The organism is Sulfuritortus calidifontis (genome assembly GCF_003967275.1).
GTDB lineage: Bacteria > Pseudomonadota > Gammaproteobacteria > Burkholderiales > Thiobacillaceae > Sulfuritortus > Sulfuritortus calidifontis.
The window spans coordinates 118,159-131,636 of the sequence record NZ_AP018721.1; the positions used below are offsets into that span (position 1 = coordinate 118,159).

General features: G+C 66.7%; 12 protein-coding genes. 8 read left to right on the top strand and 4 right to left on the bottom strand.

What is annotated here, in order from left to right:
- Positions 1 to 11: 11 nt before the first annotated feature.
- The gene (locus EL388_RS13780) at positions 12 to 449 is read left to right on the top strand and encodes a protein YgfX (RefSeq protein WP_165919204.1); all 438 of its coding nucleotides are present in this window, start codon (positions 12 to 14) and stop codon (positions 447 to 449) included.
- On the opposite strand, the gene EL388_RS00680 is transcribed toward EL388_RS13780, so the two are convergent.
- From EL388_RS00680 to EL388_RS00690, 3 genes are all read right to left on the bottom strand, one after another.
- The gene (locus EL388_RS00680; RefSeq protein ID WP_165919205.1) at positions 382 to 2,097 is read right to left on the bottom strand and encodes an O-antigen ligase family protein; all 1,716 of its coding nucleotides are present in this window, start codon (positions 2,095 to 2,097) and stop codon (positions 382 to 384) included. The two genes, EL388_RS13780 and EL388_RS00680, sit on opposite strands and share 68 nt — an antisense overlap.
- A 318-nt stretch (positions 2,098 to 2,415) precedes the next feature.
- On the bottom strand, positions 2,416 to 4,026 hold the full coding sequence (locus EL388_RS00685; protein WP_172599371.1) for a PglL family O-oligosaccharyltransferase: 1,611 nt from the start codon (positions 4,024 to 4,026) through the stop codon (positions 2,416 to 2,418).
- Positions 4,027 to 4,204: 178 nt separating this feature from the next.
- The gene (locus EL388_RS00690) at positions 4,205 to 4,633 is read right to left on the bottom strand and encodes a pilin (RefSeq protein WP_197721840.1); all 429 of its coding nucleotides are present in this window, start codon (positions 4,631 to 4,633) and stop codon (positions 4,205 to 4,207) included.
- A gap of 205 nt (positions 4,634 to 4,838) precedes the next feature.
- Here EL388_RS00690 and EL388_RS00695 point away from each other — a divergent pair, with 205 nt between their 5' ends.
- The 7 genes from EL388_RS00695 (at position 4,839) to phoU (ending at position 12,950) form a co-directional block, all read left to right on the top strand.
- Entirely contained in the window at positions 4,839 to 8,180 is a 3,342-nt protein-coding gene (locus tag EL388_RS00695) for a UvrD-helicase domain-containing protein (protein WP_126458146.1), read from the top strand.
- Positions 8,181 to 8,227: 47 nt separating this feature from the next.
- Positions 8,228 to 9,457 carry a bifunctional glutamate N-acetyltransferase/amino-acid acetyltransferase ArgJ gene (gene argJ, locus EL388_RS00700; protein ID WP_126458149.1) on the top strand — a complete coding sequence of 410 codons (1,230 nt, stop codon included), beginning with the start codon at positions 8,228 to 8,230 and terminating at the stop codon, positions 9,455 to 9,457.
- A 75-nt stretch (positions 9,458 to 9,532) separates the two neighbouring features.
- Entirely contained in the window at positions 9,533 to 9,799 is a 267-nt protein-coding gene (locus tag EL388_RS00705; protein WP_232019143.1) for a GIY-YIG nuclease family protein, read from the top strand.
- A gap of 93 nt (positions 9,800 to 9,892) precedes the next feature.
- A complete protein-coding gene (locus tag EL388_RS00710) occupies positions 9,893 to 10,759 on the top strand; it encodes an ATP-binding protein (protein WP_126458155.1) in 867 nt (288 codons plus the stop codon).
- Positions 10,760 to 10,818: 59 nt separating this feature from the next.
- On the top strand, positions 10,819 to 11,763 hold the full coding sequence (locus EL388_RS00715; protein ID WP_338057661.1) for a Nudix family hydrolase: 945 nt from the start codon (positions 10,819 to 10,821) through the stop codon (positions 11,761 to 11,763).
- Entirely contained in the window at positions 11,754 to 12,182 is a 429-nt protein-coding gene (locus tag EL388_RS00720) for a hypothetical protein (protein ID WP_126458161.1), read from the top strand. Before EL388_RS00715 ends, EL388_RS00720 begins: the two co-directional genes overlap by 10 nt.
- A 69-nt stretch (positions 12,183 to 12,251) precedes the next feature.
- On the top strand, positions 12,252 to 12,950 hold the full coding sequence (phoU, locus tag EL388_RS00725; protein WP_126458164.1) for a phosphate signaling complex protein PhoU: 699 nt from the start codon (positions 12,252 to 12,254) through the stop codon (positions 12,948 to 12,950).
- A 61-nt stretch (positions 12,951 to 13,011) separates the two neighbouring features.
- Here the strand turns inward: phoU and EL388_RS00730 are convergent, their stop codons facing one another.
- Positions 13,012 to 13,473 carry a copper chaperone PCu(A)C gene (locus EL388_RS00730; protein WP_126458167.1) on the bottom strand — a complete coding sequence of 154 codons (462 nt, stop codon included), beginning with the start codon at positions 13,471 to 13,473 and terminating at the stop codon, positions 13,012 to 13,014.
- Between the last annotated feature and the right edge of the window lie 5 nt (positions 13,474 to 13,478).

Consider the following 13,478-nt stretch of genomic DNA (forward strand, 5'->3'; position numbering starts at 1 on the left):
GGTGGTGAGCCATGAACGAAATGCTGAGCTGCACGATCCGCGCCTCGCGCAGGCTGGCCGTGCTCGCGCTCGGTCTGCATGGCCTGGCCGCGCTGGGCGTGGCGTCGGCCGATATCGGCTGGCCACTGCAACTGGCCGGCCTCGGGCTGGTCGCGCTCAGTGCAATCCTGGCGTTGCGGCGCCGGCCGCCAGTCAGGTTGCGCTGTCTGGCCGACGGCAACCTGCTCATGGCAGAAGGCGCGAACGACTGGCAGCTGTGCGAAATCAGAGCGGGCAGTTTGGTGTCGCCGATGTGCACGGTCCTTCACCTGCGCATCGACGGCCGTGCGCGCGTCGTGATCGTGCTGGCGGACAGCCTGGATGGCGAAGGCTACCGCCGGCTCAGGGTCTGGCTGCGCTGGCGGGCGGCTTGGCCAAGCGCGCCTCGGTGGCCAGTGCCTCGGCTCTGAGCCGGGCCAGCTGCCGCTGCTTTTCCTGCCAGAAATCAGTCTTCTCCCGGGCGGTGGGATTGTTCTCGTAATAGAACAGCCGCTGGCCCATCTCCGTGGCCAGCTGTTCATAAGGCGCGGCGAAGGCCGGATGGTCGAGGCCGCGCAGCGCAGCGATCAGCACCAGCCTTTCCGGTCCGAACAAAGCATTGCGGATGCCGAACACCAGGAGGGTACGGGCGCCGTTTTCGTCGCCCTGCTGCGCCAGTTGCCGCGCCAGCAAGTACAGGCTCAGGCCGTGGCGCGGATTGCAGGCCAGGTTGTCGCGCAACACCTCGATCGCGAGGCGCTGTGCCTGACCCGGCGCGCCATGGCGGGCATGGCGCCGAAGAAAGTCCGCCTCGGCGATGCCGAAGCTGACATGGCAGGGCGCCAGCCGGCGCGCCGCCTCGTAATGCTCGGTCGCCAGCTCGAAGGCCTCGCGGTCCATCTCGGCTTTGCCGGTGCCGCCGGCGTTGAGCACGTTCTCCATCTGCTTGGCCATGACGTAACGCGGCGCCGGCGCATCCGGCAGCAGCCGGGCCAGGCGATGGGCGATCTCATAGGTGTTGGGCTCGTGGCCCAGGGCGCGGATCGCCTGCATGCCGTATTGCGAGCCGCCGAGGAAGAGTTGCATGCCGAGGTGGCCGGCGAGATTGAGCAGGCCGGCGAAGGCCAGGGCGAGCACCGCCGTCTGCGCCACGATGGGCCGCACCGGCAACACCCAGCCCTTGTCCGGCGTGCTGCCGCGTAATTGCAGCGCGCGCGCCAGGTACAGGCCGAGAAAGACGTTGACGAAGGCGAAATAGAGGATGAAGTTCACCCCGGCGTGGATGAACAACGCCAGCGCCCCGCAGGCCAGGCCCAGCTGCTCGATGGCGGCGGCGTCCGCCCGGCGGCGCAAGGCATCGAAGGCCAGCCAGGCAAAGACGCCGAAGAAGACCAGCACGAAGAGCAGGGTGATGATGCCGCCTTCGAGCCAGAGCTGGAGGTAGTCGTTGTGGCTCCAGATGCCGGCGGTCAGGTTCTCCTCCGGCATCCGGGTGAGCGGGTAGGCCGAGCGGAAACCGCCCAGGCCGATGCCATGCCAGGGGGCGTTGAGGATCAGATCGAAGGTGGCTTTCCACAGCATCAGGCGCGAGTTATCGCCATCGCTAAGGGTGACGATGAGCCGGGCAGCCACGTCGTGGGGGCTGGCCCAGCGTGCATAGGCATAGGCCGCCAGGGTGACCGAGGCGAGCTGCATCGCACGCCTGGTAAAACCGGGAGTGGCGCGACAATGCCAGACAATCAGGGGAGACAGCAGCAGGGCCGCTAGGGTGGCGCCACGTGACGCCGCAAGGAAAAACGCCGTGGCGATCAATCCAAGTCCCGCGAGCGCGGCAGCGCTGCGCCACTTGCTGGCAGACATCTGACCAAGAAAAAGTGCGGCCAACGGCAGCCAGAACAGGTTGAGCGAGGCTGCATAAAGATTCGGGTCGAGGAAGGGGCCGGATATCTTGTTGCTGTAGGTGTTGGCCGGATCCTGCTGCAGGCCCCAGATGGCCAGGGCAATGCCGAAGAACCAGAGCCAGCGGTGCAAGGTCGGCCAGCGGGCAGAGGATAAATCCTGATGGCGGCGCCAGGCCAAAAAGACCATCGCGAACAGCAGCAGCGACCACTCCAGGAAGGTGCCTGCGGCGGGGGCTTCTGTTAGCCATTGGGCTACGATTAGCCACCCTAGCCAGAGCGCCAGGAGCAAATCCCAGTGATCGAATCGCGAACTGTGCCCCAATGCCCGGAGGAGCCTCATGACGCCCCAGAGCAGGACAATCAGGCAAATGGGATAAACCGCATGCTGCAAAAAGCTGAAGGCGGCTATGAGGCCGATTGGCATCATGGAATGGCCCTGTGTCTGGCTGTACTGAGAGCGACCGCGGTATCTGCCGTCGCTCGAATGGCCAGAAGATTATTTTCCTGCGGCATCACTGGCCAGATGGAGCAAATCCCGGATGCTCGGGTGCTCAGTAGCGGCATGCCCGAGCCCACCAATGAAGGTGGGCAGATAGGAAGGATATGCGCGCATCGCGAGTTTAAGCTGAGCCTGAGCCTGAGCCTGTTCGCCGACCAAACTGAGTAGCAAGGCTTGCCGATAGACATAGCCGGGCGCCGCGATGGTGTGCATGGCTTGGATATTGAATTGCAGCATCATCGGCCATTCTTGCGGCCGTTCGAGGCTAACCGGCAACAAGGCGAAAAAGACGTCGATTTGCGGCTGGAATATGCGCGCCTGCTGCGCGTCGGTCAAATATCCGATCAGGCGCTGCCGGTCTGAATGGCCCGGCCCCTGCGGCCTATGCTGGTAGGCCTGCTCCAGGCTGCTATAGGCATGAAGCCATAAACCCAGCAGGCCGATGCCCAGCAAGGATGTCAGGGTCGAAAGGACGCGCAGACCCTGTGCCCTTAATCTCGGCGGCAGGGACGAATCGTCGACGATGGCCAGCAAGACGGCGGCAGGCCCCCAGAAGTGGGCATACCAGAGAGGGAATTCGAGCAGGCTGTGGATGCCGAGAATGCTTAGCAGCGACCACAACCACCATCGTTCGATCGAAAGCGACGATTTCATGTTGCGGTACAGCCAATAGCCGCCGCCGAGGACGAGTGCGATGCCGCCCAGGCCGAACTCGGCCATCAAGTGTATGGGCAGGTTGTGGGCATTGTTGTAGGGCTGCAGTTGCAGGGCGCTGGTGGGGGCCGCCGCCACGCGGAGAAAATTCTCCCAGGCGAAGTTCTGGTAACCGACGCCCAGCCACGGTGAGTGGCTGAACATCGACCAGGCGTGGGCCCAAATTTCTTCCCTGGCCCCCAGGCCGCTGGCCGAGGCCAGGCGCACATTGGGGGTCACGACGGCGGCCCAGGACGCGAGGATTTCCTGGATGCCGAAGAACAGGGGCAGGCAGACTAGGCTGCTATAGGTCAGCCAGCGGCTGGCGGCGTTGCCCTGCTTGCGGTGCAGCAGCAGGGCAAGCACTGCCAAGGTGCCCAGGTAGAGCCAGCTGCTCTTGGAAGAAGATAGGGCCAAGCCGGACAACAGGCCCAGGCCGAGAGTCATGCCCAGGCCCCAGTGCAGGCGTCGGGTTGCCGACAGATAGAGCAGGGAGCCGAGGGCAAGCGCCTGGTGGTCGGCAAACTGATTCGACTGGGACAGATTGCCATAGGCGGGTATGCCGGGCGCCTTGTTGGTGACCATGGCATCGAGAAAGCTGTGGATTTGCCAGGTCTGGAGCACGGCGGCCAGGGTGTTGAGGCAGCCACCAATCAGCAGGGCCCAGGCGATCAGGGCCGACAATCGGCTCAGGCCCATTCGGTCGAGCAGCGATCGCGCGGCCAGCATCAGCAGCATGCCCCAAGCCAAGTAGAGCACGGCCAGAAAAGCCTGGCCGGGGTAGCGAATCAGGCCCAGTACCGCTTGAACGGTCAGCAGCAAAATCAAGCCAAGGGGCAGCAGGATGACACCGGGCAGCCTCAGTTCGCCGCCATGGTGCGCCGCGATAAGCGGCAGCAGGGCCAGCAGGCCCAAGGCGCCGGCCAGCCACTCGTTATAGAAACTCGGGATGGGCGGCAGATGGCTGGGCGCGAGAAAGGGCAGACAGAACAGGCCGGCCAGGCCGAGCAATTCGAAGGGCTTGAGTTGATTCATGTTTCGTCGGGCAAAAAAAACCGCCCCTAAGGGCGGTTTGATCGAAAGGCTCAATCCATTATTGGCAGGCCGTGGGGCGGTAATCAGGTTCTAGCGTGCCACCATTACAGGCCCAGGTTTTGCCGCCATCGTTGGTTTGTAGTTGTACGGTATCGCCGGAGATGACAGAAGCGACGCCGGTGGTCTTCATCGTGGCCTCCAGGATCAGTTGCGAGGCAGTCGGGCTACCGGAAACGGCGATGGAGTTGACATACTTGCCAGTGGTGGTGGCGGTGCTGGGCACGGTGTAGCTGGCCAGGGTGCCATTGTTCTGGAAGGCCTCGGCGGCGCTGGCTTTGATGCCGTCGAGCAGGATGAAGGCCTCGGACGCCTGGGCGCGGGCGGTATAGCTCTGGTAGGCCGGGATGGCGACGGCGGCGAGGATGCCGATGATGGCCACCACGATCAGAAGTTCGATCAGGGTGAAGCCGGCTTGGACTTTGCGCATGGCTTGCATAGTGAATCTCCTAAAAAATAAGCGGGTAACCGCTTGGCGCGGCCCGGTATGTGCAGCCAGAAGCGTGCCAGCCTCGTCGATCACAATATAATCAATAAGTTACGCAGATTGCGTGGTAGAAATGCTCTTGAGGACTGACAATTTGCGTCACTTCGACTGACCGGGCACGTCAATCCCGGCCGATTACAATCCCGCCATGACCGCCGCGCCGTCTCCCCTGATTGCCGCCCTCGACCCTGGCACCAATGCCGTGGTCGAGGCCTGTGCCGGCAGCGGCAAGACCTGGCTGCTGGTCTCGCGCATGATCCGGCTGCTGCTGGCCGGGGTCGAGCCTTCGGAGTTGCTGGCGATCACCTTCACCCGCAAGGCGGCGGGCGAGATGCGGGCGCGGTTGCTGGAATGGCTGGAACATCTGGCACTGGCCGATGAGGCCGAGGTGCTCGCATTCCTCACCCAGCGCGGCTTGAGCGCGGCCGAGGCGAAGGCGCTGCTGCCCAAGGCGCGCGGCTTGTTCGCCGCCGTGGTCGATGCCCGGCCGGGGCCGGAGATCACCACCTTCCACGGCTGGTTCTTGAAGCTCTTGGCCCACGCCCCGCTCATGCAGCGGCCGCCGGCCATGCTGATCGAGAGCACCGCCTTGCTGCTGGACGAGGCCTGGCTGGGCTTTGCCGAGTCGCTGCGCGACAAGCCGGGCGCGCCCGAGGAGGCCGCCTTCCGCGCCCTGGTCACCGAGCTGCCGCTGGCCAGCGTGCGTGAGCTCTTGAGTAATTTCGTGCACAAGCGGGCCGAGTGGTGGGCCTGGGCCGAGGGCCGGACCGAGCCGCTGGCCGAGGCGGTGGCCGGGTTGAGTGAACTGGCCGGCGTCGACGAATCGGACGATGTGCTGACGCCGCTTATGGCCGATGAGATCTTCGCGGCAGCGCTGCGCGAGTATTTGCCGCTGCTGGCCAAGAACGGCGAGGGCGTGAAGGAGGCCGCGGAGCGGGCGGATCATTTACAAAAGGCGTTAAGCCACTTGGCTGGCAACCCTTCCCTCACCCCCGGCCCCTCCCCCGAGGGGGGAGGGGGGAACATCCCCTCTCCCTCCGGGAGAGGGGTAGGGGTGAGGGAGTGTTTTGAGTTGTTGCAGGCCGCTCTGCTCACCCAAAAAGGCGAGCCGCGCGCCTGGAAGGCCTCGAAAGAGATGGACAAGCGCCTGGCGCCGGCCACGAGCGCGCAGTTCCTGGAGCTGCATGGCCGTCTGTGCGATCGCGTGCTCGCCACCCAAGCGCGACTCGACGAACAGGACGCGCTGAAACTCAACCGCTGGGGCCTGACCGCCGGCCTCGCCTTTCTCGATTTCTACCAGCAACTCAAGGCCGAGCGCGACGGCCTCGACTTCACCGATGCCGAGTGGGAGGCCTGCCGCCTGCTCGGCGACGAGGAGACCGCCGCCGCGATCCAGATGAAGCTGGACGCCCGTTACAAGCACCTGCTGCTCGACGAATTCCAGGACGCCAACCCGCTGCAGTGGCGCATCCTGCGCCAGTGGCTCGCGGCCTACGGCGGCGCCGGCGAGCGGCCGACGCTGTTCGTGGTGGGCGACCCCAAGCAGTCGATCTACCGCTTCCGCCGGGCCGAGCCGCGGGTGCTGGCCGAGGCGCGCGGCTTTCTCGAACGCCACTTCGACGCGAAATACTTTCCCCAGAACGAGACCTGGCGCTGTGCGCCCAGGGTGGTCGCCTGGGTCAACGCCATGCTGGGCGGCCGGGCGGATTACCCGATCTTCGCCGAACATACAGCGCACCAGGCGCAACTGCCTGGCTGGTGCGAGGTGATCGCGGTCCCCCTGCCGGCCTCCCCCACGTGTGGGGGAGGGGAAAACCCCCTCCCCGCTGGCGGGGAGGATAGGGGTGGGGAGTTTCGCAACCCGCTGACCACGCCCGCGCCGGAGGAGCCGGAAAAACGTGCCAACGAAGCCGAGGCCGTGGCCGCGAAGATCCAGGCCATCGTCGGTCGACTGCAGGTCGGCGCGCAGCCGCGCCCCGCCCGCTACGGCGACATCCTGGTGCTCTCGGCCACGCGCGCGAAGCTTGAGGTGTTCGAGGCGGCCTTCAAGCAGGCCGGCATCCCCTTCGTCGGCAACCGGCGCGGCGAGTTGCTGGGCACCTTGGAGGCGGGCGATCTCATCGCCCTGCTCACCTTCCTGACCATGCCGTTCAACGACCTCGCCCTGGCCCAGGTGCTGAAGAGCCCGATCTTCGGCCTGAACGACGCGGACCTGATGGCCCTGGCGCAAGGCGGCTCAGGGCCCTGGTATGCGCGGCTGCAGGCCTGGGCGCCGCAGGCGATGGCACCCATCCAGCGCGCGGCCCGCCTGCTCGCCGGCTGGCTGGCCGAGGCCGGCCGGCTGCCGGCGCACGACCTACTCGACCGCATCTTCCACGAGGCCGAGCTCGAAGCGCGCTACGCGGCTGCCGTGCCCGAGCGCCTGCGCCCCGGCGTGCTGGCCAATCTGCGCGCCTTCCTCGCCCTTAGCCTCGAGGTCGGCGGCGGCCGCTACCCCAGCCTGCCGCGCCTGCTCGACGAACTCAAGGCCTTGCGCGACAAGGCCGGCGGCGACGCGCCGGACGAGGCGGTGGCCGATCACGGCGACGCCGTGCGCATGCTCACCATCCACGCGGCCAAGGGACTGGAGGCGCCGGTGGTGTTCCTGATCAAGGCCGACGAGGAGGGCGGCGAGCGCGAACACTACGGCGCCCTGATCGACTGGCCGGCGGCCGAGGACAGGCCGCGCCATTTCTCGCTGTTCGGCGCCAGAAACTGGCGCGGCCGCAGCCGCGATGCCCTGTTCGAGCAGGAGCGGCAGCTGTATGAGCGCGAGCGCTTGAACCTGCTCTATGTGGCGCTGACCCGGGCCGAGCAGGCGCTGTTCGTCACCGGGCTGGATACCGGCAAGGGTTGGCTGCCGGGACTGCAGGCGGCGCTGGAGATGGCCCAAAAGGCCGTCTGGCCCGAAATGGCCTGGCAGGCAAACGCAGCGGCGCCGTCCCTGGCAACGGCGGGGCCGATCAGCTTGCCCCCGAGCCGGCCGGTCGGCCGCCTGCGCCCGACGGCCGGTGCGGAGGCGGATTTCGGCATCTGGGTGCATCGCCATCTCGAGGCATTGACCGGCGGTCCGGCCCTGGCGCCGCAGGAGCTGGCGACGGCGCCGGCCCTGCAGGAGGAGGCGCGCCTCACCGCCGAGCGCATGGTCGCGCAGCCCGCGCTGGCCCGCTTCTTCGATGCCGGCCGATACCGCCGCGCCCGCAACGAGCTGGAATACCTCGGCGCCGACGGCGCGCTGCGCCGGATCGACCGGCTGGTCGAATTCGACGACGAGGTCTGGGTGCTCGACTACAAGACCGGCGGCCTGGACGAGCCCGACCTCGCCCGCCGCGCCGCGCCGCATCTGGCCCAGATCGCCGACTACCGCCAGGCGGTGGCCGCGCTTTACCCGGAGCGGCCGGTGCGCGCCGCCCTGGTCTTCACCGACGGCCGGTTCTACGTCGCCGACTGAGGCCGGCGTAAAATGGCGCTTTCGTCCCTTTCGAAAGCGCAGCGAACATGCCGGTCAAACTCTCCGCCCCCGATCCCGCCAGTCTTCTGCCCGTGCCCGGCGTCGAGCTGGGCATCGCCTCCGCCGGCATCAAGAAGCCGGGCCGCAAGGACGTGCTGGTCATGCGGCTCGCGCCCGAGTCGGAGGTGGTCGGCGTGTTCACCCAGAACCGCTTCTGCGCCGCGCCGGTGACACTGTGCCGGGAGCATCTGCACGGTGAGTCGGGTATCCGCGCCCTGCTGGTCAACACCGGCAATGCCAACGCCGGCACCGGCGAGGATGGCCTCATGCGCGCGCGCGAGACCTGCGCCGCCCTGGCCCGGCAGCTGGCGCTGAAGCCGCAGCAGGTGCTGCCCTTCTCCACCGGCGTCATCCTGGAGCCGCTGCCGCACGACAAGATCATCGCCGCGCTGCCTGCCGCCAGCGCCGACCTCAGGCCGGACAACTGGGCGAGCGCCGCCGAGGCGATCATGACCACCGACATCGTGCCCAAGGCCGCCTCGCGCAAGGTCACGCTCGACGGCGTCGAGTTCGTGGTGACCGGCATCGCCAAGGGCTCGGGCATGATCCACCCCAACATGGCGACCATGCTGGCCTTCGTCGCCACCGACGCGCCGGTGTCCTGCGAGGCGCTCGAGGCCATCCTGCGCTACGCCGTGAACAAATCGTTCAACTGCATCACCGTCGACGGGGACACCTCGACCAACGATTCCTGCCTCCTCATCGCCACCGGCGTGACCCAGGCACCGGTGCTGATGGACGACGGCGACCCGCGTTTCGTGCCGCTGCGCGATGCGGTGACCGATCTCATGATCGAACTGGCCCAGGCCATCGTGCGCGACGGCGAAGGCGCCACCAAGTTCATGACCGTGCGGGTGGAAGGCGGCCGCAGCGAGGCCGAGTGCAGGCAGGTTGCCTATGCCGTGGCCAAATCGCCGCTGGTGAAGACCGCCTTCTTCGCCTCCGACCCCAACCTCGGCCGCATCCTCGCGGCCATCGGCTATGCCGGCATCAACGACCTCGACGTCGGCAAGATCAAACTGTATCTGGGTGACGTCGTGGTGGCTGAAAACGGCGGCCGTGCCGCCAGCTACCGCGACGAGGACGGGCGCCGGGTGATGGCCGAATCCGACATCCTGGTGCGCATCGAACTCAATCGCGGCCCGGCCGCCGCCACGGTGTGGACCTGCGACTTCTCCTACGACTACGTCAAGATCAACGCCGAGTACCGCACCTAATCGTCATTCCCGCCCCCGACTCAAGCGCTCGGGGGCAGACTACGGGAGTGCTAGGCCATGCAGCCCTGTGTTTACATGCTCGCCAGCCGAAGGAATGGGACGCTTTATATCGGCGTGACATCCGATCTGGTCAAGCGTGTTTGGCAGCACAAGAATGATTTGGTCGAGGGCTTTACGAGCCGCCATGCTGTGCACACCCTGATTTGGCATGAACTTCATGAGACCATGGAGTCGGCCATTGTCCGGGAAAAGCAATTGAAGAAATGGAACCGTGCATGGAAATTGCGACTCATCGAGGAATCGAACCCGGAGTGGCAGGATTTGTATGAAACCATTGCCTGACTGGGCTCCCGCCTGCGCGGGAGCGACGATATGGTTACTCGTCAACGCATCCCGTCATTCCCGCGTAGGCGGGAATCCAGAATAATGACGATTATGAACGACCCGCTTTCCCAATTTCTTGCACGTGCTGAAACCTTGCTCCATCGGCTCGATGCCTGGCTGCCGCCGGCAGCGCCGGCCATCGACTGGAAAAAAACCCTGGCGGCGCGCTGGCAGCGCCATTTCCAGCACGGCGCCCTGCTGCCGGTGGTCGCGCCGCAGCTCGTGGCCTGGAAGAGCCTGCGCGGCATCGATGAGCAGAAGAGGGAACTCGACCGCAACACCCGGCAGTTCGTGGCCGGCCTGCCGGCCAACAACGCCCTGCTCTCCGGCAGTCGCGGTTGCGGCAAATCCTCCCTGGTGCGCGCCATGCTCGGCCGTCATGCCAAACAGGGCCTGCGCCTGATCGAGGTGGACCGGGCCGACCTCGTGCACCTGCCCGAGATCGCCGCGGCCATCGCCGGCCAGCCCTATCGCTTCCTCGTCTTCTGTGACGATCTCTCGTTCGAGGCCGACGACCCCGCCTACAAGGCGCTGAAGGCCGCGCTCGACGGCAGCATCGCCGGCGCGCCCGAGAACATGCTGATCTACGCCACCTCGAACCGACGCCACCTGATGCCCGAGTTCTTCAGCGAGAACGCCGAGGCGAGCCGGCACGGCGGCGAGGTGCATCCGGGCGAGAGCACCGAGGAGAAGCTGTCGCTGGCCGACCGCTTCGGCCTCTGGCTGTCCTTCTTCCCCTTCGACCAGGACGCCTATCTCGACATCGTCGAAAGCTGGGTTGTCGCGCTCGGCGGCGAGGTCGACGCGACCATGCGCCGCGAGGCCCTGCAATGGGCCATCTTGCGCGGCGGCCGCAGCGGCCGGGTGGCGCGCCAGTTCGCCGCCGACTGGGTCGGGCGGCGGGGGTTGAAGAAATGAATCAACGGCCTGCGCCCTCTCACCCCTGCCCTCTCCCGCAAGCGGGAGCGGGGGACGCGGTGTCGCTGCGCGACGCTCCTCGTACCGAAGTGGCGGCCGCGGTGATCGAGCGGCCCGACGGCAGCTTCCTCATGGCCTGCCGGCCCGAGGGCAAGGCCTATGCCGGCTGGTGGGAGTTCCCCGGCGGCAAGGTCGAGGCCGGCGAGACCGCGCGCGAGGCCCTGGTGCGCGAGCTTGAGGAGGAGCTCGGCATCGCGGTGACCGGCGCCTATCCCTGGATCAGCCGCTGCTACGACTACCCCCACGCCCAGGTGAACCTGCGCTTCTTCCGGGTCACCGGCTGGCAGGGCGAGCCGCAGCCGCACGAGGGCCAGCAGCTGGCCTGGACCCACGCCAGCCGGCCCGAGGTCGAACCCATCCTGCCGGCCAACGGCCCCATCCTGCGCGGGCTGTCGCTGCCGCTGGTCTATGCCATCTCCGATGCCGAGAACCTCGGCGTCGACATCTTCCTCAAGCGCCTGGACGAGCGCCTCGCGGCCGGCCTGCGCCTGGTGCAACTGCGCGAGAAGGCCATGCCATCCAGGGACTTCGAGGCGCTGGCGCGCGCCGTGGCCGAGCGCTGCCGCGCCGCCGGGGCGCAGCTTTTGATCAACGGCGACATCGAACTGGCGCGCGCGCTGGGCGTCGGCGTCCACCTCGGCTCGAAGCAGTGGCTCGAATTGAAGCAGCGGCCCGAGCTGAGCTGGGTCGGCGCCTCCTGCCACGATGCCGGGGAACTCGCGCGCGCCGTCGAACTCGGCGCCGATCTGGCCGTGCTCTCGCCGGTGCTGCCCACCGCCTCGCATCCGGGCGCCCCCACCCTGGGTTGGCCGCGCTTTGCCGAGCTGGTGGCGCATAGCCCGATCCCGGTCTTCGCACTCGGTGGCCTGGCGGAAAACGACCTCGACCTCGCCCGCCGCCATGGCGCCCACGGCGTGGCGCTCAAAGGCTGGGCATGGCGCTGAGCCGTCGACAACTGTTGCTGGCGGCGCCCTGGCTGGTCATCGGCCTCATCGTCGCCCTGCTCGCCGCCTGGCAGATGCGCGCGCCCGAGCCGGCCAGGGTCGTGTCGTGCCCCGATCTCCGGGCAGGTTGCTCGCTGCCGTTGGATGGCGCGACGGTCGGCGTCGAGGGCGAGCTGCGGGTGCTCAAGCCCTTCCAGCTCTGGCTCAAGGCGCCGGGCGCGCGCCGGGTCCAGGCCCATTTCACAATGGCCGGCATGGACATGGGCTTCAACCTCTATACCCTGCGGCCGGATGCCGACGGGGTGTTCCGCGCCCGCATCGTGCTGCCGGTCTGCGTCAGCGGTCGGCGCGACTGGGTGATGTCGCTGGAAATCGACGGCCGCCGAATCGAGCTGCCCTTTGTCACCGAGTTGTCATAATGCGCCTGCCGGCCGCGTTTATAATGGGGTGAGCGGCCCTGCCGCCGGTAGAACTACAGAGAGGACGTCATGCCCACGGAACATACCTACAAACAATTCGATGCCGAACTAGAGGCGGTGCGCGCGCGCGTCCTCGAAATGGGCGGTCTGGTCGAAGAACAGATCAACCGCGCGGTCGATGCCCTGGTCAGTGGCGACATGGACCTGGCCGACCAGGTGATGGCCATGGACCACAAGGTCAACGCCCTGGAAGTGGCGACCGACGAGGACTGCACCCACATCATCGCCCTGCGCCAGCCGGCGGCGAGCGATCTGCGCCTGATCCTAACCATCATCAAGACCGTGACCGATCTCGAGCGCATCGGCGACGAGGCCTCGAAGATCGCGCGCATGACCAAGAAGATCTACGAGGGCGATCGCCTGACCGGGCCACGCTACAGCGAGATCAAGTACATGGCCGGCCTCGCCATCAAGATGCTGCACAACGCCCTGGACGCCTTCGCCCGGCTCGACACCTCGGTCGCGGCGCAGCTGGCCCGGGCGGACATGGAGGTGGACGAGGAATTCCACATGATCACCCGCCACCTGATCACCTTCATGATGGAAGACCCGCGCACCATCTCCACCGTGATCGACCTTCTGTTCGTGGTCAAGGCGCTGGAGCGCATCGGCGACCACTCCAAGAACATGTCGGAATACGTGGTCTACATGGTCAAGGGCAAGGACGTGCGCCACACCTCGATCGAGGAACTGGAAAAAGAGGCCTGACCGGCCTTCCCGCCAAACGAAAAAGCCGGCATTGCCGGCTTTTTCGTTGTGGGCGCGAGGCTCAGTGCTGATGGCCGTGCTGCATGGGCATGCCGCCCGGCTCGCGCACCTCGGCCGAGACCTTGATCTGTTGTGTCTTGCCCTTGGCATCGCGCACCGTCAGCACCAGCGGCAGCGGTTCGCCGACCTTGAGCGGGGCCTTGAGCCCGATCAGCATGATGTGCAGGCCGCCCGGCTCCAGGGTCACCGCCTTGCCCATGGGCAGGTCGATCCGCTCCATGCGGCGCATCACCATCACGCCCTTGTCCATGGCCATGCTGTGCAGCTCGACCTCGGTCGCCACCGGGCTGGCGGCGCCGACCAGGGCGGCATCGGTATCGGCGGTCAGGGTGAGGAAGGCACCGCCGACTTTCTGGCCGGGGGCCGTGGCCCGGGCCCAGGCGTTCTCGATCTTGATCCCCGCCGCGCTGGCGGCGGTCGAGACGAGCAGGCCGGCAAAGACAATCCAGTGGCGCAAAGACATAGGTT

Bases quoted from the DNA above. Each gene is read 5' to 3' on its own strand.
- EL388_RS00730 (WP_126458167.1), bottom strand. From the start codon at position 13,473: ATGTCTTTGCGCCACTGGATTGTCTTTGCCGGCCTGCTCGTCTCGACC.
- EL388_RS00710 (WP_126458155.1), top strand. From the start codon at position 9,893: ATGAACGACCCGCTTTCCCAATTTCTTGCACGTGCTGAAACCTTGCTC.
- EL388_RS00720 (WP_126458161.1), top strand. From the start codon at position 11,754: ATGGCGCTGAGCCGTCGACAACTGTTGCTGGCGGCGCCCTGGCTGGTC.
- EL388_RS13780 (WP_165919204.1), top strand. From the start codon at position 12: ATGAACGAAATGCTGAGCTGCACGATCCGCGCCTCGCGCAGGCTGGCC.
- EL388_RS00690 (WP_197721840.1), bottom strand. From the start codon at position 4,633: ATGCGCAAAGTCCAAGCCGGCTTCACCCTGATCGAACTTCTGATCGTG.
- argJ (WP_126458149.1), top strand. From the start codon at position 8,228: ATGCCGGTCAAACTCTCCGCCCCCGATCCCGCCAGTCTTCTGCCCGTG.
- EL388_RS00705 (WP_232019143.1), top strand. From the start codon at position 9,533: ATGCTCGCCAGCCGAAGGAATGGGACGCTTTATATCGGCGTGACATCC.
- EL388_RS00695 (WP_126458146.1), top strand. From the start codon at position 4,839: ATGACCGCCGCGCCGTCTCCCCTGATTGCCGCCCTCGACCCTGGCACC.
- phoU (WP_126458164.1), top strand. From the start codon at position 12,252: ATGCCCACGGAACATACCTACAAACAATTCGATGCCGAACTAGAGGCG.